11 protein-coding genes are annotated in these 22,885 nt (G+C 41.0%); all 11 read left to right on the top strand.

Going from position 1 to position 22,885, the window contains the following annotated elements; translation table 11 throughout:
- On the top strand, positions 1-3,440 hold a 3,440-nt coding region (ileS, locus tag Q1V93_RS00610; RefSeq protein WP_300660021.1), incomplete at its 5' end, for an isoleucine--tRNA ligase.
- 151 nt (positions 3,441-3,591) lie between these two features.
- A complete protein-coding gene (locus Q1V93_RS00605; protein ID WP_300660018.1) occupies positions 3,592-5,616 on the top strand; it encodes a recombinase in 2,025 nt (674 codons plus the stop codon).
- Between the two features lie 123 nt (positions 5,617-5,739).
- The gene (locus tag Q1V93_RS00600; RefSeq protein ID WP_300660015.1) at positions 5,740-8,406 is read left to right on the top strand and encodes a T9SS type A sorting domain-containing protein; all 2,667 of its coding nucleotides are present in this window, start codon (positions 5,740-5,742) and stop codon (positions 8,404-8,406) included.
- Between the two features lie 113 nt (positions 8,407-8,519).
- A complete protein-coding gene (locus Q1V93_RS00595) occupies positions 8,520-9,398 on the top strand; it encodes an ethanolamine ammonia-lyase reactivating factor EutA (RefSeq protein ID WP_300660013.1) in 879 nt (292 codons plus the stop codon).
- A gap of 323 nt (positions 9,399-9,721) precedes the next feature.
- Complete coding sequence (locus Q1V93_RS00590; RefSeq protein ID WP_300660010.1) at positions 9,722-13,057, top strand: DNRLRE domain-containing protein; 3,336 nt, start codon at positions 9,722-9,724, stop codon at positions 13,055-13,057.
- Entirely contained in the window at positions 13,057-13,563 is a 507-nt protein-coding gene (locus Q1V93_RS00585; protein WP_300660007.1) for an OmpH family outer membrane protein, read from the top strand. Before Q1V93_RS00590 ends, Q1V93_RS00585 begins: the two co-directional genes overlap by 1 nt.
- Positions 13,560-14,171, top strand: a complete 612-nt coding sequence (locus tag Q1V93_RS00580) for a hypothetical protein (RefSeq protein WP_300660004.1) — start codon at positions 13,560-13,562, stop codon at positions 14,169-14,171. Before Q1V93_RS00585 ends, Q1V93_RS00580 begins: the two co-directional genes overlap by 4 nt.
- Positions 14,168-19,789 (top strand): hypothetical protein, encoded by a 5,622-nt coding sequence (locus tag Q1V93_RS00575; RefSeq protein WP_300660001.1) that lies wholly within the window; start codon positions 14,168-14,170, stop codon positions 19,787-19,789. Before Q1V93_RS00580 ends, Q1V93_RS00575 begins: the two co-directional genes overlap by 4 nt.
- Positions 19,790-19,799: 10 nt before the next feature.
- Positions 19,800-21,080, top strand: coding sequence for a PKD domain-containing protein (locus tag Q1V93_RS00570; protein ID WP_300659998.1), 1,281 nt, complete (start codon positions 19,800-19,802; stop codon positions 21,078-21,080).
- Between the two features lie 53 nt (positions 21,081-21,133).
- On the top strand, positions 21,134-21,781 hold the full coding sequence (locus tag Q1V93_RS00565; protein WP_300659995.1) for a hypothetical protein: 648 nt from the start codon (positions 21,134-21,136) through the stop codon (positions 21,779-21,781).
- A 3-nt stretch (positions 21,782-21,784) separates the two neighbouring features.
- A partial coding sequence (locus Q1V93_RS00560; RefSeq protein ID WP_300659992.1) for a hypothetical protein occupies positions 21,785-22,885 on the top strand: 1,101 nt, incomplete at its 3' end.

The raw sequence follows: 22,885 nt of genomic DNA, 5'->3' as shown, positions 1-22,885 counted from the left end.
ATGTAGCGCAAGCAGTTCTTGAAAAGTGGAAAAATGAGCGTGTTTTTGAAGCTTCCATCACTTCCCGTGAAGGAGCGCAGCCGTTTGTTTTCTTTGAAGGTCCTCCATCTGCAAATGGATTGCCGGGTATTCACCACGTAATGGCTCGTTCGATTAAAGATATTTTTTGCCGGTATCAGACGCTGAAAGGAAAACAAGTAAAGCGTAAAGCCGGATGGGATACGCATGGTCTGCCTGTGGAATTGGGCGTTGAAAAAGAATTGGGAATTACAAAGGAAGACATTGGAAAAAAGATTTCTGTTGACGATTACAACAAAGCATGTCGTGAAGCAGTGATGCGCTACACGGATATCTGGAATCGTTTGACTGAACAAATGGGATATTGGGTGGATATGGAAAATCCATACATCACCTACGACCCGAAATACATGGAATCTGTTTGGTGGTTATTGGGTCAATTGTATAACAAAGATTTGTTGTATAAAGGTTATACGATTCAACCGTATTCTCCTGCTGCAGGAACCGGATTGTCATCGCACGAATTGAATATGCCGGGCTGTTACCGCGATGTGAAAGACACGACGGTAGTGGCACAGTTTAAGATAAAAGAGGATCAGGTTTTACCTGGCACCCTCCTCAGTCCTCCCACAAGGGAGGAAACATTCTTCCTTGCATGGACCACCACTCCGTGGACGCTTTCTTCCAACACAGCATTGTGTGTAGGCCCGAAGATTGAATACGTGTTGGTTTCTACCTTCAATCCATATACGCATGAAGCTGTTCAGGTGGTGTTGGCGAAGGATTTGTTGAAAAGCCATTTCGGGAAGGGATTTGTTGAAGCTGAAACGACTGTTGCTTTTGAGGTATATGACAAATCAGGGAAGAATATTCCATTTATGGTTTTAGGTTCTTGCAAAGGCTCAGACTTAGTCGGAATCCGTTACGAACAACTTCTGAAAGGTGCTTTGCCGCATGAAGATGCAGATCAGGCTTTCCGTGTGATCTCGGGAGATTTTGTTACCACTTCGGACGGTACCGGAATTGTACACATCGCTCCGACATTCGGTGCGGATGATGCGCGCGTTGCGACAGAATCCGGTGTTCCTGCCATGTTGGTGCTGGATGATAAAGGAAATCCTGTTCCATTGGTGGATCTGCGTGGTCGTTTCCGCATGGAAGTTTCAGATGACGTGTTCGGTTTGGGAGGAGAATTCGTGAAGGCGGATTACCTGACTGAAGCTGAAAAGCAAACAGAATTTGAGAAACAGAAAGAGAACCTCAAATCCATTATCCCGGATTTGAAAGCATACATGTCGGTGGATGAGCGCATAGCTTTGAAATTGAAAATTGAGAACAGAGCATTTAAAATCGAAAAATACGAACACAGCTATCCACATTGTTGGAGAACTGATAAACCGGTCTTGTATTATCCGTTGGATTCCTGGTTTATCAAAGTAACCAATGTGAAGGAGCGTATGATCGAACTGAATAATACGATCAACTGGAAACCGGCTTCAACCGGAACAGGTCGTTTCGGAGAATGGTTGAAAAATGCGAATGACTGGAACTTGTCACGTTCCCGTTATTGGGGAATTCCGATTCCGATTTGGTCTACGGAAGAAGGTGACGAACGCGTGTGCATTTCTTCTGTTGAACAGTTAAAAGGGGAATGCGACAAGGCAGTTTCAGCCGGATTAATGAACGAAAATCCATTGAAAGCATTTGTTCCGAATGATTTTTCGAACGAAAATTACAATCAGATCGATTTGCATAAAAACTATGTGGACGAAATCATTTTGGTTTCCCCTTCAGGCTTACCGATGAAACGTGAAAGCGATTTGATCGACGTGTGGTTTGATTCAGGTGCGATGCCTTATGCGCAATGGCATTATCCGTTTGAGAACAAAGAATTGATTGATAATCATACCTCTTATCCTGCAGATTTTATTGCAGAAGGAGTGGATCAAACGCGTGGATGGTTCTATACCCTGCATGCAATTGCTACGATGTGTTTTGATTCGGTGGCTTACAAGAATGTCGTTTCAAATGGCCTGGTTCTGGATAAGAACGGACAGAAAATGTCAAAAAGCAAAGGAAATACGGTTGATCCGTTTGAAACCTTGTCAAAATACGGACCGGATGCAACGCGCTGGTATATGGTTACCAATGCGCAGCCATGGGATAACCTGAAATTCGATGTCGACGGAATCACGGAAGTTCAGCGCAAGTTCTTCGGAACGCTTTACAACACATATTCCTTCTTCGCATTGTATGCAAATATCGACGGATTCTCTTATTCTGAAGCAGAAATTGCGTTGGATCAGCGTCCGGAAATTGACCGGTGGATTTTGTCGAAATTGAACTCGTTGATTGCCCAGGTGGATGAAGCGTATGCTTCTTTCGAACCCACAAAAGCGGGGCGTCTGATCCAGGATTTCGTTTCGGATCAGTTGTCGAATTGGTATGTACGCCTTTGCCGCAGACGTTTCTGGAAAGGGGAGTACACAACAGATAAAATTTCTGCTTATCAAACGTTGTATACTTGTTTGGAGGCAGTAGCAATCATGGGTTCACCAATTGCACCATTCTATTTGGATCAGTTATTTTCCGATCTGAATGCGATTTCCGGAAAACATTCTGTGAATTCGGTGCACTTGGCTTTATTTCCGAAATCAGATGCGGGATTGATTGATCTGGAACTCGAAGCACAAATGGAGATTGCCCAGAATGTGTCTTCATTGGTGTTGGCTTTACGTAAAAAAGAGAAAATCCGGGTAAGACAACCTTTGCAAAAGATCATGGTTCCGGTATTGGATGAGCGTTTTGTGAAAAACATTCAACATGTTCAGGATTTGATCTTGTCGGAAGTGAACGTCAAAGAACTGGAACTTCTGGATGCATCGAACAATATCTTTGTAAAATCCATCAAGCCGAATTTCAAAACCATCGGTCCGAAGTACGGAAAGCAAATGAAAGCCATTGCTGCTTTGGTTGCTCAGATGGATCAGCATGGAATTGCGGAAGTAGAACAAAAACAGGGCTGGACCGGAATGATTGATGGCGATGAGGTGGTTCTGGATATGAACGATTTTGAAATCCGTGCGGAAGACATTCCGGGCTGGTTGGTTGCATCAGAAAATGGTTTGACCGTTGCTTTGGACAGTACGATTACGGAAGCATTGCGTATGGAAGGTGTGGCGCGCGAATTGGTAAACAGAATTCAGAACCTGAGAAAGGATTCGGGATTGGAAGTGACTGATCGCATCAACCTGACATTGAAATCTTCCGAATTCATTCAATTGGCTGCGGAAGCGAATAAGCAATTCATTTGTGAAGAAGTGTTGGCTTCTGATTTGAGATTCAGTTCCGAACCGTTTGAAGGTTTGACGACCGATATCGAAGAGGATGCAGATACCTTGATTAAAGTAGAGAAAGCATAAAAGCAGACTGAGCGTAGTCGAAGTCTGCACATAAGAACGAATAAAATGCCGGAGAAATCCGGCATTTTTCGTTTAAATCCGACTTTTAGGGAAAATTCAGTGACTTTTTTAGCGGGTCTTCTTATTTTTAAGGAAAAGTGAGACCGGAGATATGCAATTGTTCAGAAAAACAAAGAAGAAGGAATTGGAAGAGTTGTTTGAAGACTTTTACCATTCCGCTGATTATACTTCCGACAATCTGGAGTTTTTGGTCGACCTGGTAGCATATTTTCGCCCTCAGGAAATAGGAAAAGGAGGGATCGTCAGTATTCGCCCGCTGATTGATTATCTGGAACAGAATTCCGTAAAGCGTTACGCCATGACGGTTTACCTGCGCAACATTCTTCAAAACCGCAAGTTTACATCTATTTTAACGGATTCGGGGATTATCCGGGATGCTTACTTTATCCGGGAAGTAAGAGAGCGTCTGGCTTCTAAAATTTTGCCGGAGCAGCCGGAACCGGATACACTGCAGTTCTTATTGAACCAGGTTTTTTACAAGCAAAAAGATATTGAGTGGGTTCAGGAAATTTCCCTGGAAGAAATCAATGAATTGGTAACACTTCTTGAATTGTCTACTATTTATGACGGAACGGAAAACAATTTTGCGATTACGGAAGTTGTGAATGGAATCAGTTTATTGATTCAGCGGATCAGTGGTCGAGCTTTGGAACAGGATGTCCTGATCATGGTTCCGGAATATGAAAATGTGCAAAGTCCTTTTGAGTTGTTCGAGAAGAAACTGGATGTCATTGTTTCGAAGATTATTCATGAAAAAGACTTTTCAGTTTCCATCGCTGATCCCGATTACCGGGATTTGGTTGCTTTGCTTCAGGGTTGCCACGAAATCATCAATACGGCATTTAACAACAGTGCCAAATTCGGGATTTCCATCCGGGTCAACCAAAGCTTACTGCGAATCAGGCAGCAATTATATCGTATTGAAGCACTGATGCCTCTTTTGACTGCGGATAGTGAGCAGGATAAACGGGAAAACTCCATTTACCTGGCAATTAAACTGATTAAATACAACTGTAAGAAGAACAATATTCGTCGTTTAATGCTGGACAGTACCCAGACAATTGCTTATGAAGTGACACAGCATACTGCGAAAACGGGAGAACATTACATTACACATTCGAAGAAAGAATATGTTAACATGCTTTTGACTGCCATGGGTGCTGGTTTGGTAGTTGGGTTTCTGTGTATTTTCAAAGTACTGCTGGGGAAATTTCATGTAAGTGATTTCGGTCATGCACTGTTGTATAGCTTGAATTATGCATTCGGATTTATCCTGATTTACCTTTTGGGTTTTACACTGGCGACCAAACAACCGGCAATGACAGCAGCAGCGATCGTCAAATCAATCGAAGCCGGAATGTCTGGTTTGGTCAATGAAGCGGATCGGCACCGTTCTTTTGCAATTTTGTTTGCTCAATTGTTCCGTTCCCAATTCATTGCTTTCGTGGGAAACGTTTTTGTGGCCTTTCCGGTATCCCTGATCTTAATTTGGCTATTGCAGGGAATAGCCGGTTTTCAGGTGGTCGATTCACATAAAAGCCAGGTGTTGCTCACAGATATCAACCCGATTGAATCCCTGGCAATTTTTCACGCTTCGATTGCCGGAGTGTTTTTATTCCTGTCGGGAATCATTTCGGGATCCATTTCAAACAAGATCAAACACAAACGAATCTATAACCGGATCAAGGAACATCCTGTTTTGAAGATTTCGATCGGGAAAGAAAATGCAGCGCGTTTCGCCGGTTGGATCGAACGCAAATGGGCAGGAGTTGCTTCAAATTTTTGGTTTGGGGTTTTCATGGGGTCAACAGCGTCAATCGGAATTTTCCTGGGCTTAAACCTGGATATTCGCCACATTACGTTTGTTTCCGGGAACCTGGCGATTGGTTTATTCGGCGAAAATTTCCACACAGGCTGGTATCCGATCCTGATGGGAATCATCGGAATAGGGGTAATTGGTTTCTTTAACTTCATTGTCAGCTTCTCTCTTTCCTTGTGGTTGGCTTTGCGTTCCCGGGATATTCCACTTTCAGAATTAAAGTATTTGTTCCATTCCGTATGGCTGTATTTCAGGTACAAACCACTTTCATTCTTTTTCCCGGTAAAGGATTCATAGTAGTATCATTTATTGATATATCATTTTGTTAAAAGACCAATAAACAGGCGTTTTAAGTGTTAAATAATTGAGAAGTAAAGAGTCGATTTCTTATTTTCGTCCCTCAATTAATTATAACTTACTATGAAAAAAACATTAGTCTTACTTTGCCTAATCGGCGGGAGTACGGTTGGTTTTTCACAGCTTGAATCAAGACTTTCAAATGGAAGTACTTTCATTCCTCACGCTAAAGACAAAAACCGAGTCATCTCGAACAATCAAACAAAAACATTGCTATGCTCGGATACATTACGCTACCCAGATGGCAAAGAACAGATTTTAGGGACAGGAGATTGGGGATTGTTCGATTTATATCAAAATCAGAATGAATCCTTTGCCCAGGCATTTTTGAACAGTAGTTCTATTTCGATCAGTGGAGTGGAATTTTACGGATTAAATAATTCGACGGACGGAACACCTACTGTTACCGTTACAGCAGGTATTTACAATGTTGATGCAAACAATTTACCGACTACCGTAGTAGCTACCGGGACATATACGATTACAAGTGCTCTTGACGGATATTATTATGTAAATTTTGCTTCTCCGGCAACTGTTACCGGGAATTATGCAGTTGTTATCCGCCCTTCCAATACCAACGGAGTGTTGAGTGTATTGACAAATAGTCAGGATGCAGGACAACCTTACGACGAAAATTTTGGAGCTTTAAAATCAAATCTTTTGCCAACAACGGCGTGGTATAAAGTTTCTACTGCTTTTGCTCCGACCTTTAATTTCGAACCGATCGTTGCTCCGATTGTTAGCTATACAATTAATAGTCAATTTACACCTTCTGCAACAACGGTTTGCCAGGGAACTCCTGTGACTTATACCAATGCTGCAACTCCGATGGGTGCATTGACAAACAGAATGATGAACTACTCGGCATTCAGAACATTTTTTGGAACGGCTCCATCAGATTCGACATTTGTTTACGGTATGGACAACGGTTCCCCGCTTATCTGGTCCGGAACGACGACTTATACTCACCCGGCTGCTGGAACTTATGATGTTGAATTCGGAGTAAATACCGGGTTCTGGAGAAGCTGCTTTGATGTCTCCACTCATACAATTACAGTTAACCCGGCTCCGGCTGCTCCAACAGTTACACCTGGTGGGCCAACAGCTTTCTGTCCTGGTGGATCAGTAACGTTAACTTCTTCTGCTGCAAGCGGAAATACCTGGTCAACTGGTGCAACTTCACAGTCTATCACGGTAAATACTGCAGGTTCTTATACAGTTACTACAACTGCGGCAGGATGTACTTCAGCTGCTTCGGCTGCTCAAACGGTTACAGTAAATGCATTGGATAATGCAACATTTACATATCCTTCGAACTCTATTTGTGATGCTGCTCCGAACCAAACTCCTACAACTTCTGTTGCGGGAACGTTCTCTGCAACACCTACAGGATTGAATTTTGTGAGTACTTCCACAGGAGAAATCAATGTTGGATTGAGTACTTCAGGTTCTTACTCTATTACTTATACTACTTCAGGTGCGTGTCCGAACACAAGCACACAAACAGTTGTGATTTCAGGAGCTCCTGATGCAACATTTACATATGCTCAACCAAGTTATTGTACTACAGCTACTAACCCAAGTCCGGTATTTGGTACAGGAGCAAGTGCAGGAGCTTTCAGTTCAACTGCCGGTTTGGTAATCAATGCTTCTACAGGTGTCATTAACCTGGCTTCAAGTACTCCGGGCACTTATACAGTAACAAATTCAATTGCTGCAAACGGTTCTTGCCCGGCTTCTACAGAAGTATTCAACGTATCCATTGCTGCATCACCAACAGCAACTGTTTCAGGTGGCGGACAATTATGCGGTACCGGAACAATTCCTGTATCTATTGCTTTAGCAGGAACCGGTCCCTGGGATATTACTTATACAAATGGTACAACACCAACTACCGTTAACGGAGTTACTACTTCTCCTTATACAGTAAACGCTACTGCAAACGGAACATTTACAGTTTCCAATGTAACAGCGGGTGGTTGTTCAAATACAGGAACAGGTTCTGCTACAGTAACCTTTAATGCAAATCCAACAGTAACCTTCACACCTGTTGGTAACGTGTGTGACAACGCTAGTCCTGTGACTTTGGTTGCAACACCAGCAGGAGGATCTTTCTCCGGATCGACAGGAATTTCCGGATCTACATTTAATCCGGCTGGATTGACTCCGGGTTCTGTTACATTGACATATACCTACACTGATGCAAACAATTGCAGCGGAACGGCAAGCTCTACATTTACATTGAACGCAGCTCCGAATGCAACACTTGGAGCATTTACGGATGTTTGTTTACAAGCTGCCGGATTTGGTTTAACTGGTGGTTTACCGGCAGGAGGAACTTATTCCGGAATTGGTGTTAGTGGAGGAAACTTTGACCCTGCAACAGCGGGAGTTGGTTCAAAAACGATTACTTATACCGTAACAGCTAACGGATGTACGGATGCAGCAACGCAAACGATCGTAGTGGAAGATTGCGCAGGATTGAAAGAAACAACTGATTTCGGATTGGAAATTTATCCGAACCCTGCTAGTTCTGTTGTAACGATCAAAGCTGGAAAAGATGTTACTTTCTCCATGATTTCTGAAGATGGTAAAATCGTTTATCCACTTGCTTCATTGAGCATGAATTCAGAAACACAATTACAGGTTTCTCACTTGGCAAAAGGAGTTTACTTCCTGCACTTTAACAATGCTCAGGGTACTTTGGTACAAAAAGTAATTGTGAAGTAAGAGCTTATTGATTTATTATAGAATGCCGTTCGTTAGCTAACGAACGGCATTTTTTGTTTCAAAGAATGGATTGAGTTAATTCTTTATTCGCTAATTTCGGAACAATTGAAGTTATGCCGAAAAAATACGCTGCTATAGATATCGGATCGAACGCTGCTCGATTGCTGATTGGAGAGATTGCCAAGGAAAACGGGCATCCGTATGTAAAGAAAATATCTTATACGCGTTTGCCTTTGCGTTTGGGCGAGGAAGTTTTTGATACCGGTGAAATCAGTATCAAAAAAGCGGATGATTTCATTAAAACCATGAAGGCTTTCCGTTTGATTGCAGATATTTTCAATGTTTCTTCAATCCGTGCCTGTGCAACCAGTGCGATGCGCGATGCTAAAAACGGTCCGGAGATTATTCAACAAATCAAACGAAGTACCGGTATTCAGATCGAAACCATTTCAGGCGATGAAGAAGCCCGTTTGATTTTCGGAACTTTTGCTTTATTGGACATCGAGCGCTCCGAATCTTATTTGGTCATTGATGTCGGTGGTGGTTCTACGGAAATCAATGTATTTGAACATGGAAAGCGCGTAGCAGCCAAAAGTTTTGATATCGGAACGGTCCGGATGTTGAAAGACAAGGTCGACAAGAAAGACTGGAAGGAAATGAAACTCTGGATTAAAGAGCATGTGGAAGATAATCCGCATTTGGTTTATGCTACCGGAGGAAATATCAATAAAATCCACAAATTGCTGGGAGTGAAGGAGAAATCTCCGGTTACTTTGAGAGCAATGAACAAGTTGTATAATGATCTGCAGCCTTTGAGTGTGGGCCAACGAATGGATCTGTATCAGTTGAAGCCGGATAGAGCGGATGTGATTGTTCCTGCTTTGGAAATTTTCCGTGTTTGCATGAATGCACTTAAATGCAAGGAAATGTATGTTCCGAAAATAGGATTGTCGGACGGAATCGTTTATGATCTGCATAAGAAGCGGATTTAATTTTTTGAATTTTTATATGTTTGATTATCAATATGTAAGTGATTTTTTGAGATGGTTTTTTTAAAATTTGATCCAAATATCAAAAACTTTGCTACATTTGTTCCGATCATTCTAAATCGTAAATCGCTTTGAACCTAAATCAATTCAAAAATGTTTTTCGATCAATAAGTCCCTGTTTATGCTTTGCATTAACAGAGCATAAATATTTATTTAACTCTGATAAAGAACATATTTACTGATTCAATCAACCGAATTTTATTATGAAACACTTAGTCATTCTATTCACTTTTGCTTTCTTGCATTCTTTTTCAATAAAAGGGCAGGTGGATACATTAAGAGTATATGCTTATGAGGATGCTTATACGAATTCTGCCGCCGCCAATGCCAGTACAAATTATGGAACATCCGGTAACCTGGAACTTTCAAAGACGGCGACTTCCGTCTTTAGAAGTTATTTGAAGTTTGATTTGTCGGGAATTCCTGCCAATGCAGTTATATCCAGCGCTCTTTTGAAGTTGACACCAGATGGGACGGAGAATATTACGGCAACCAATTCAACTCAATTAATGGCGCTTGTTTGTAATTCTTCCTGGTCGGAATCAACCCTGAATTTTAATTCGAATATGGCTAGTAGCAGCCCTATGAATACGGTATTGAATTCTAATCTTATTTCAGGAAAAAGGGTGTTTGAGATAAAGACTCACATTCAGGCGATAGTTGATGGATGTGTGCTAAATGAGGGTTGGGTGATTCGACGCAGCAATGAAGTAACGAATGCTACTACAAAGTACTTTTCGAGAGAGAATGGGACAGCATCTAATCGTCCTCAATTGGAAATCACCTATTATATCAGACCATATGTAAGTGCGGCAACAATTACTCATACAAGTACTTTGGGCAGTTCGGACGGTTCTATTTCACCGACTGTTGTAAATGGGTCCGCTACAACCATGAATTATCTATGGTATAATTCGGGTGGAACTCAAATCGGTACTTCGCAAAACCTGACGGGGGTTGCGAGTGGCTGGTATGGATTAAAGTGTTATGGATCGGCCCTGGGAGATACTACTTACCATGCATTTGTTGTTGGTACGGTGGGAGAGAGTATTTCATTTATGTTCAATCCGGGGCCAAATTACCTGGATGATGCGAGAACGACGGATTTAATTGCTGGTTCAGGACCGAGTGCTGTTCGATACGATCAGGGAGTTTCCGGAACAGCTCCTAATTTTGGAGCTTCGCGGACTCAGTACCTTACTAGTTACTGGGGAAGCGAAAGGGCTTTGATTCGTTATCGTTTATGGATTGATCCTACTTGTACCGTGGATCAGGCTGATCTTATGTTATATGGTGTGAATCATATCAATCAGGACTATAGCAATGCATCTGAGTTCGATTTGGTGACAAGTGATTGGTTAGAAAACGGAGTTGCATATATCAACAGACCTTCTTTTACAACTGTAGGAAAAATTGATGTGGCGGCTATTCCATCAGGGTTCATTAATGATACAGTTAATATCTCAAGTTTTTTCAATATCTGGAAAAATAACAATCTGGAAAATTACGGAATGCAGTTTCAACTGCAATCATACCCACCGGTTGGACCTGTTCGTGTGCAATTTGGTGCGGGAGATGCCCAGGCAAGTTCAAGACCAAGAATCCAATTTACCATTTCTGTAGCGGGAGATTTAAGTGCAAACGGGACATTGACTCCAACTTATGATGCAACGAACAGCTATGCGGATGTGACGCTGAACTTAACTCCGCCTTCCGGAGCAGTGAGTCCTTATCATTACGTGATTTCAGAAGCATCTATTCCTGATTTTAAAGATGTGTATCATGCTTTAAAGGATTCCATATTCGGAGGTGTATTGGATAGTACGACTTTTTATGGTACGGGAGAAACCGGAACAAGTTATGATTTCAAAGGGTTAAACCCTGGACAATATCATGTGGTGGTTTTTGACAAACGGGGAGTTCGTATTTATGAAGATCTGCTGTCAATCAACCCGATCAATTATGAAGAACAGACCAATATTAGTTTTGCAAATGACATTTTTACAACATCAGCTGCGAACGGTAAAGCGATATTATCATCTTACCTGACGGAGGGATCAAATGGAGCAAAGCTGACTTTTAATGTCGAAGATCTGCCTTCCGGGCAAGCCGTTTTCGGACTTCAGAATACTTCAAGTGCTTTGACTTCATCATCAGATATCTTATATGGTTTCCAGGTACAATCGGGAGTTGCGAAATTAATTGTTAATGGTGTTGTAGGAACGACTACTTATCCGGTAAGCGCTTCCACCGAATTAACTCTGTTTCAGAATGGTGCGAATCTTGAGTTCCATGTGGCTGGAACGATTGTGTCGAGTTCTGCATTACCTTCCAGTTTTGTCTATAAGACGGGAGTTTTGGCAGCCGCTAGTCTGACAAAAATTAAATACAGACCGATTCGTGTACTAAACCTGAATTTCGCGATTAACCAATTAAATCAGGTTCAACAAGGAAGTTGTTTAGGTTCATTCGGAAGAATTAGCGGATCAATAGTACCGTTGATTCTTTCAACCAAATCAATTCATAACCCTAGTGCAGTATTAACAAATAGCTCGAATGATCCGCAAATATTGGATGCAGGACTTCCACCGTTGAGTTATGGTTTCTCAAACCTTTTACCAGGGAACTATACACTTAAAGTAACATTCTATTGGAAAAACAATAGTACGTTGGTTGTTGATCCTACACCGGTTGTTTATAATTACAACATGGTTGTTGCCAGTAAAATTGCCTGGGAAAATAAAGTGGATGCATTGGAAGTTTCGACGACTCAATCGTTGGTCTCAACTACCAGTACACTAACTAATTTGGGGCATGCGGCAAGTACCAACGGATTGGTTTTGCCATCCGGAGATGTTTTTGTTGACTTCGGAATTGATGTTCCTTCGGGCCCTGGTAATAGCATGGCAGGAATGATTGGGTTCTATAATTCAGATATTGTAACTTTGGGAAGTACACCTCCTACTAATTTTACCGGATTCGGATTTGTGAAGTTGCAATGGGCATTTTTTACACTTTATGGTGCATATAAATACCAGGGAGGAGTATCAACCGGAATCGGAAGTTTCTCTCCGTCTGACAAGTATCGTTTACTTTATAACCCAACAAGTAAAATAGGTTCCCTATATAAGTATAACCCGAACGGAGTTCTTGGAACATCAGCGGTTGCAACGGTTAATTACGGACCTACTGTTCCACCAACCAGTAATGTCACTAAAATCCTGGCTTTTGTAACGGGAGTAAACAGAGGATTCTCCGGACTTTCTACGAATTTGCCGTGTTCTCCTAATTTTGTTTACGCTAAGTTGGAGAAGAAATTAACAGGAGTAAAATATAAGGTACATCTTAATAAGTTTTACTTCTTCTACGACGAGGAATATGCTTCCACGACGAGTTTGACTTACAACGTTTACAATAATAATAATGCTGTTGCTTTGAATACGGGTAATCAAATTTTGACAAATACTATTTCAGGAGCAGCTAACAGGGAATATGGAGATAACCGTTATTCTTTGGATGTGACATCTCTGGCAGCAGGAGCCTATGTGTTGGAAGTGACCAATGAAAAAGGAGAGAAATTTTACCTAAGATTTATAAAGTGATGAACAGATACAAATTATTATTCTTTGTTTCATTAGTGCTTATCGGCGCTATGCTGACAGTCTATTTTGTGATTGATTCCAAAGAAGATTCAGATGGTTTAAAACAAACGGTTGTGATCGATAACTTCAAGGTGTTTGAAGAGTTTGATTTGAAAAAGGATTACGACAAGAAAATTGAGAAAGAATTTGCATCGGAAAAAGCATCTTTGGATTCAATGGGAAATGCATTCAATACATTGAAGAATCAGTTTGAAGTAGACGCTTTGAAAAAGCAATTTGCATTTAAAAAAGGTCAGTTTGACCAGAAATTTCAGACCATTTCCCAACAATATACGAATGAAGTTTACACTAGGTTGAATGAGTATATCAAGGAGTATGGCAAGAAAAAGGGCTATGGAATTATGATCGGATCAAACGGTCAGGGGAATGTGATGTATATCGATGATGAAAAAAATGTAACAGAAGATTTGATCAAATTTATTAACCACAAATATTCAAATGAATGAAACACCTAACCTTGTTCTATTTGCTGGCTAGCATGATTATTTCTTGTACCGGTAAACAGATCGAACCTAAATCAATGAACAAAACCTCTTTGGAATTGAATCATCGTTTCAAAGGAGAGCAATCAGAGGTTTCTCCTTCAGAGGAACATTCTGAAGGATTTGCTCAAAAAGCATATAACGGAATCTCCTATACAGTGGATCTGATGAATGCGGTTGACTTTGTTTCCCGAAAAGGGGAAAAGCTGAGCCTGCCTGAGCGCTTGGAATTGAGTAAGGAATCTGTAGCTATTTTGAAAATAGACTTACAGAATATGAAAGAAACCAGTGTTTTTGAATCTTCTAAAATCATGATGGATAAGGAAGATGCATTGAAATACCTGGTAGGACAAATTTCAACAGATTTCAGTATTGAACAAAATGGAGCATCTGTTTCTGCTACAGGAGTTGAATATGATCCGGGAATTTCAGAACCGGATAATATTAAAGTTTTTTTGTTTTTCAATAAAATTAATCTGAATGAACCCGCAAGCGTATTGTATTATGACAGACTGTTTGGATCTGGCTTGATGCGCTTTAAAATTAACAACGGAAAAAAATCAAGATCATGATACTTCGTATTCAAAAAAGTCGTGGATTTAAGATAACGAGTGCGTTCTTAGTGCTGAATATTCTGGCTGAGATTTTCGTGCCAACAACAGCTTTAGCGTTAACAGGAGGACCAAAACAACCGGAGTTCAGCTCTTTTACTCCTGTTGGAGTTTCAGATATGGTAGATCTCTCAAGTGGTGATATGAACTACAATATTCCGTTAATGGACGTTGGAGGATATCCCCTGAATATTGCTTATTCTTCCGATATCGGAATGGATGATGAAGCAAGCTGGGTAGGATTGGGCTGGAACTTATCTGTCGGTCAGATCAACAGAAGTGTGAGAGGACTTCCGGATGATTTCAAAGGTGATGAAATGGTTTATGAAAATAACATGAAGCCGAATGTTACAGCTGGTGCAAGTTTTAAACTGACTCCGGGATTATTCGGGGTTGAAATTCCAACAGGAGATGTGAATGTTTCCCTGGGAGTTACGGCGATGTATAATAATTACGACGGGTTCACCATGAAGACCAGCGTAGGAGTACAGATGGATCTTGGAAAAGCTTGTTCGGTTGGATTCAATGCTGAAAATGGTCCGGATGGTTTGGCGTTGTCTCCGAGTATTTCCATTCACAGCAAAAAAGAGCAGAAAGATAAAACAAACACAACTTTGACAGGTACGGTTGGAGTTACAATGAACTCGCGACAAGGGTTAACAGCGACTACATTAAGTATGTCAAAGAGTAAAAGTAAGGGGTCGAAAGAAGCAAAGAACCTGGAAAATTTAGGTTCATCTTCGGTAGGATCATCCATTGGTTTTACGGATGAATTATACACGCCTTCCAAACGTGTTGCCATGAATACTAAAAGTTTCACGGTGAATGCGGCATTGGGATCTGAAGTTTGGGGAGGTGAAGCACAAGGACAGATTACGGCATTCGGAACGATTCAATCCATTGACGAGTCTGAACTTTATAAAGTTCGTGCGGCATACGGTTATGAGAATACGGATCATAGTGATAAATATGGAATCCTGGACTTCAACCGTGAGAAGGATGGAACGTTCAATGTGAATACGACGAATCTTCCGCTTACCAATTATACCTATGATATTTATTCGGTTCAGGGACAGGGAGTAGGAGGAACTTACAGACCATTCAGAAACCAGGTTGGATATGTGTATGATTCATATGTTTCAGATGCTTCCAGTTCCAATTCATTGGGAGTTGAAATTGGTATGGGAAATGCCGTTCATGGTGGGGTAGATTTTGAAAACACATCGATTAACAGCCACTCCGGGGTTTGGGAAAACGAGAATGATATCATTCAATACCTGATGGAAAACTATAATTACAATCCGAAATATGAGAAAGTACATTTCAAAAACGTCGGGGATTTGAGTGTGGATGCTGAATTTGTATTGTTTGATCAAATCGCAAGATATAACCCGGTACGAATTCCTTTTGTAGGAAATAAATTCCACCGGAAAGCAGCGAGTAAATTGCAATATAAATACAACGATCTGGCAGAAACTTCCACGGGAGTGAGTTCAGCAACAAAACGTACTCAGAGAAAATCGCGTAATCAATCGATCAGAAATATTACGGTCGGAGATTTGAAAAAAGGAGTTGGTTATGGTCCTTGTGCTGTCAAATCCGGTTATACTGCAATATCACTTCCTAACGAAGCGAAAGATCACCATACCGGAGAAGTTCAGATCATCCGCAATGACGGAGCGAGATATATTTACGGTTTACCGTTGTACAATTTTGTGAAAAAGGAATCCTCTTTTTCAGTTGATTATTCAGGAACCAGGGTATTGCATTCCAAAGGATTGGTGCAATGCAGTCCTACAGATAACTCGCCGGGTAATTCACAGTTGAATCATAATTTCAACAGAACTACTACACCAGCTTATGTACATACTTACTTGCTGACTTCCGTTTTGTCTACGGATTACCAGGATGTGGATGATAACGGTCCGAGCGATAACGATTTGGGAAGCTACACGAAATTTAAGTACACAACTGGTTCAAGATATAAATGGAGAGTTCCGACAGAAGCAGGTTATGCAACCTACAACCCGGGTTTGAATACTGATCTGGATGATGATGAGGGAACTATTATTTATGGTGAAAAGGAACAAAAATATATTGAGATCATTGAAACTAAAACACACATTGCTGTTTTCACACTGACTAATCGTAAGGATGCTTTCGGAGTTGCCGGAGAAAACGGTGGAATGAGCGCTTCTTCCGCATCAAAGAAACTTGAAAAGATCAGTTTGTACTCCAAGCCGGAATACCAGGCATTGGGATCAGCAGCAAAGCCTATTAAGGTGGCACATTTCGAGTATTCCTATTCATTGTGTAAGGGAGTTGCTAATAACAATGGTAACCAAACCCTTGAAGCGGATGAAAAAAGCAATGCCTTAGGAAAACTGACTTTGAAGAAGATCTATTTTACTTACCGCGATTCCAATATGGGGAAATATACCGGTTACCGTTTCAATTACAACGAATACGCGGACGGGAAAGATGAATACACAGGCGGAAATCTTCAGATCGGAACAAATAACCCGAATAACCCGGACTACAATATCAAAGGGTATGATTCATGGGGTAAATACAAACCAAGCGGAGCTGTTTCAGGAGCAAATACTGATCCGGTAACAGCAGCAGAATTCTCATTTACAAGCCAGGATCGAACTGCACAGGATGCACATTCTTCGGCCTGGTGTCTGAAAAAGATATATACTCCGTCCGGAGGACAGATTTCAATAGGATATGAATCAGATGATTACAATTATGTACAGGATAAGAAAGCATTGATGATGTATAAGGTAATGGGAGCGGGAGATAGCCCGGTTCCTGATGTGAATAGCGACATTTCCGGAGAATTATACGATGGAAGTATCCTGAAAAAACACAAGAAATACCTGTATGTGCAGATTCCGATGGAATCCGATTGTAATGAATTGTCATCAGCCGGGAAGATCAGAGACTTGTTCTTTAGCAACCTGGAAGAATCACTGCTTCAATTCAGATTCTTTTTAAATATGACCAAACAGGGCGGAAACAACGGTTCCGCATCAAATATCAATTCATCGTATTTTGATTATGTGAGTGGTTATGGCCGTATTGATCTCCAGGGAGGAACTCCGAGTTGTAAAGTCATTGGCGGGAATAAATTTATCAGTATTCCATTGCAATGGGAAGAACGTGAAGGGCGTGTTAACGGGGATAAACCGGTAAATGCAGTTGCAAAAGCGGCATGGAATTTTGGTAAAAAGTACCTTTCCAAACAAGTTTATGGAACAGCACCTAATGGTAATTCCAGCGACATTCAACAGATCGTTGAACAGATGTTGGCTACCAATACGCTATCTAATCTGAAGGAGATCTTTACAGGACCGAATGCTACTTTGGAAGACAAACAAATCGGACGACGTTTCGTGAAGGATAAATCCTGGGTTCGTTTGAATGTTGCATCCGGATCAAAACTAGGTGGTGGTACACGTGTTAAATCGGTTCGTATCTCCGATATCTGGGGATCAGAAGACCCGAATAATTCAATGAATCCGGGGCAATCTGGATACCAGACGATGAGTTACGGTCAATCCTATAAGTACAATCTGTCAGACAATGCTTCAGATCCGCTATCTAAAATTTCGAGTGGAGTTGCAACTTATGAACCGGTAGGAAATAAAGAGAACCCATTTGTAATGCCTGTAGTTGCTACTACAAAACATTTGTTGGCTCCAAAAGATGAGAACTATGTGGAGAAACCTTTCGGAGAGTCGTTTTTCCCGAGTCCACAGGTAACTTATTCCCGGGTAAGCGTCGCGAATATTTCAGGAGCAACGAATATTCCACAGACCATGCAGGTTAAGAAACTGAACAGAACGGGAAAAGTGGTTTCTGAATTCTATACTTCAAGAGATTATCCTACGATTGTTGATCAAACACCTATCCAGGCGAAAGAAGACAAGAAAATGCCATTGGCAAGCATTCTGAAGATTAAAATGAAAAAGCACTTTACAGCTTCACAGGGATACGTTGTTCATTTGAATGATATGAACGGAAAGCAAAAAGCGAAATGGGTATATGCAGAAGAACAGCAGAAACCGATTTCCGGAGTAACTTACCATTACGCATCAGATGATTACTATACACCGTTCGCTATGGATAGGAATAAAGGAAAATTGAACAACAATGTACCGGTTGTTTTCCCGAATGGTGATATAAAAAGCAGTACTATCGGTGTAGAATACGATTTGGTTCATGACTTACGTGAAAATGCAAGTCAGACTGAGATCAGTGGTGTGAACACAAACCTGGCTGCGTTCTTTATCGGAATTATCCCTGGATTGGTTCCGATTCCGTTACCGGATTTAAGCAGCTCTGAAGACCAGGTGCGGGCAGTTTCATCCACAAAAGTGATCAATACTTTTGGAATCTTGGTGGAAACCGTTACTTACGACGGAGACACGAAAGTTTCGACCAAGAATATTGCCTGGGATGCTATGACAGGAGAAGTTCTGGCAACTGAAACAGTTGATGAGTACAACGATAAATACTACACATTTAACTATCCTGCGCACTGGTTCTATAAAGGAATGTCTCAGGCTTCCGCCAACCTTGGAATAGATGGAAAATTGGGTGCTGCAGGAGGCTCCGCACAGTATGTAATGCAAGGATTGCCTTCTTCATACATGTCCAGTGATTTCTTAATGGCAGGAGATGAAATTGCATATAAGTATTCTGCTACAGTTAAAAAGAAAGCCTGGGTTCTATGGGTTCAGGGGAATACTTTCAAGTTGATTGATGTAAACGGAACTGAAATTACATCACTTCCATCGGGAACTGATTTCACGGTTGTTCGTTCTGCAAGACGAAACTTGCAGTCTGCCGGAATCATGAATGTTACCTTGATGCACCATCCGTTTAAAGACTTGCAAGGAAATTATGTAACTAACCTGGGACAAAATTTCCTCATGGGATCAAACTTTGAACAATGGAAGATCATTAACGCAAGTGCAGTTGATTACTCGGATAACTGGCCGGCTGGTTGTGAATGCGGTATCGGTCAGGGAAGCAACCCATTCGTTAAAAATGAAAAAGGTGTTTGGAGAGTGAAATCAAACAATACTTATCTCACGGGTCGTAACTTCCAGGCTAAAGCAACACCGAGAATGGAAGGTTTCTTCTCGACATTCCGACCAATGTATCGCTTAACGGCATCACATAATTGGTATAAGGATATAACCAACTGGACTTGGGTTAGCGAAGTTTCGAATTACAGTGCTTATGGATTCGAGATTGAAAATATAGATGCCTTGAAACGTTATTCCGCTGCTCAATACGGTTACAATAATACATTACCGATTGCAGTAGGGTCAAACCTGAAATACAGTGAAATTGCTTATGACGGTTTTGAGGACAGAGGATTTACGGGATGTACTACCAATTCGCACTTTAGTTTCCCGGGAACGTACACTACCGGAGAAGGGACTGTAAACGGAGCGATTAGTAAAAATACTGCTCATACAGGAAAATACAGTATCCGTGTGTCTTCAGGAAGTAATGTGACAATGAACAAAAGAATTGCTTGCCCAACACAGGCACAACCTTAATTGAATTGATATGAAAAGATTATTAATATTAGCAATTGCCTGTATTGTACTGAACGTTCAAAAGACGTACGCTGCAAGTACTTGTCCAAAGGTTTATTTGGAAGCATATAATATGTGCCAGACAGGAACAGTAGATTTTAATTTGTCGATCTGCCCGAATGATTTGAATCAACCAAACGTTGCTTTTGATCATGTAGAGTGGAATTTCGCAGATGGCTCTACGGTTTCTACGAGCAATTTGGGGATTTCACATACTTATACAATTGATGGTGCATATAATGTAACTGCGGTTGTTCATTTTATCGTAAATGGTTCACCGTGTCTTGTAACAGCGAAGCATATCTTGTCACCAACACAACCTGGTGCTCCTTATCTTGGTTGGAATGGTCAATGGTGGCCTACAAATATATTTGTAGATTACTGCACAGCGCCGGTTGCGTCATTGCTTGAAAATTTCATACCAGTCAATATTGCTACCGTAAATGCTGATTTGTGGGTTGATCCGGTTGGTCCGTATACGGTTGGCCAAGCGGTAAATATTCATGTCAATTTAATCAACCTTCCTACAGGAGAAGCAATGCAGTATACGTTGGGTATTGATACCCAACCGATCGCTGCAGGATTTTATACTACAAGTGGTTCGCAATCTGCTGTTCCACATACTCTGACGGACGACGGATTCCATATTGTCGAGCTGAATTTATTCAATCCGAAAAGACCGGATTGTCCGGTAAATAGAACCGTTGTGATTGAAATTTTACCTGATGAAACAGATACAATTTGTAATACTTGTTTTACGTTCGTTACAGAACCGGGAAAAAGATATTGGGTCAGTGCCTGGGTAAAGGTGGTAAATCCAACCGTTCCGCAGGTGATGACTTATGATAACGGAAGTGATGGAAATACGGCAAATGTTGAACTGGCATTTATTGGATCAAGTCCTTTGACGGTTAAATTCAGACCTACCGGTGATATTATCGAAGGATGGCAGCGTATAGCAGGAGAATTCACTCCTCCGTCAGGTACTACTGAAGTGAATATTAAGTTGGTGAATCCGACTGGCAATGCTGCTTACTTTGACGATGTAAGAATCCATCCGTTCAATGCGAGTATGAAGTCGTATGTAAATGATCCGGAGACATTCTGGCTGACAGCAGAATTAGATGATAATAATTATGCTACGTTCTATGAGTATGATAAGGAGGGAAAACTGATCCGTATCAAAAAAGAAACAAGCAGGGGAATTGTTACTACCAAAGAAACCAGATCTTCTAACCCAAAACAAAATTGATGAAGACTACTTTTTTTCTTTTGACATTCTTTTTTGCAACTTCATCCTTTTCGATGAATGCGAAAGAATTGATCAGCAAAATGCAGAAGATTTATAACGATAAATCGCATATAGAGTATAGTTGTACCTATGAACTTTTCAAAGGTCATAAAAGTGATGTTATTGAAGAGAGTTACAAAGGTTTTTTCTATCGTAACAAATCGAATGTATATCAAAAAATTGATGAAACAGAATTTGTTTACGCAACAGATTTTTTCGTTCAGATTAGTCATTCGGAAAAAATGATTTCACTGGCTCAACCGCAAAAGTTGATTAATACAACTGTTGATCTGGACCTTGCTTTAAGGCATTGCTCGAAGACAGAAGTTGAGGAGAAGGGAGACTATTATGCAGTTACTTTGATCATTAAGAACACTTCGGATTTGCCATTTTCAGTAATAAAGATGCGCATAGACAAGAAGGATTATTTTTTAGAAAGATTAGATGTTTATTATTCAGAAGCACTTGATTTTTCACAGGAATATAACAAAAATGATCAGGAACGACCTCATTTGAAAATCACGTTCAATGAGCCGAAACTGAATCCAAAGACATTAAATTATTTTGAATTAGACCGCTATTTTTCAAAAAACAGTTCAGGAATTCTGAAACTAACAGAGAAGTATGTAGGTTATACCTTAGTTGACAACCGATTAAATTAAGCTATGAGAATCACTTTATCACCTATAATCATTGCGTTCTTTGTACTGATGTTCCATTTCTCATATGGAGCAGATGTTTTATGGAACGTGCGCTTGGAAGGACCATCCATTAATAATGGAAATTTAATGGTGCAAGATGGAGACTTCAGTCAATTGAGTTCCGGAACATTCGTAGATGTTGGCTCGAAGGCCTTTGGCTACATCCGTTTAGGGATGGGAGAAGTTCCGGGGATGACTTATACAAGTGCTACCACAACATACAAATTGAAGTTAATCATTACTCCGTATACCAATACGGGTGTCGTACAGTCGACGATTACCACATACCTGGAAGCAACGTATAGTGGAGAAGGAAACAAGATCGTGATTGATGCGGAAGACTATCGCTTGTTCGGGATTCATAAATTTTCTGTGAATGTTGACGGTATTCAAAAAAGTACTAACGGCGGAGCCACGTATACAACAGTTACCACGGGCTCAACCTTACCGTCCTACATGTACCTGGAAGCAGGCTTCAGCGCCGAGCGTTATTATGAATTAAACACGACACAGGTTCCGGTTGCAATTCACAATTATATTACCTACGACCAAACGGGTTTTGAGACAAAGGTTTATAATCAGGGAGCAACAGCAACTAGTTCGACAACCGATGAAATCGAGTTGAGTTGGAACTATGTAGACGGTGCAGAATATTATGATTTGGAATGGACGTGGGTTGATAATTACTCAGCGAGCTCACTGAGCAGCACTTTGCTTCAGAGTGATATTTATTTCAATGAATCGGACTTTCAGCACAATAGCACGCGTATTCGAACGGGTGATCAGCACTACCGGATTCCGCAAACCTTTGCGAAAGGGTATTTGATTTACCGCGTTCGTGGAGTAGGCCGCTGGCTGACGGATGTGAGCAAGGATAAGTATGGTACATGGAGTGGTAATACAACTCAAAAGAATAAAGTTTCGGATTGGGCTACTACAACCCTGAATGTGATTACAATTGGTTCAGAACACGAAGGATTGAAAAACTGGCAGTACGATGCAACGTATTCAGAAGAAGGAAAGAAAAAGGAAGTAGCACAATACTTTGATGGGAGCTTGCGTCCC

The sequence above is a fragment of the Fluviicola sp. genome (genome assembly GCF_030151805.1).
In the GTDB taxonomy this organism is placed as follows: domain Bacteria; phylum Bacteroidota; class Bacteroidia; order Flavobacteriales_D; family Crocinitomicaceae; genus Fluviicola.
The sequence above is the reverse complement of the archived record's forward strand: the minus strand, read 5'-3'. Positions and strand labels throughout refer to the sequence as shown.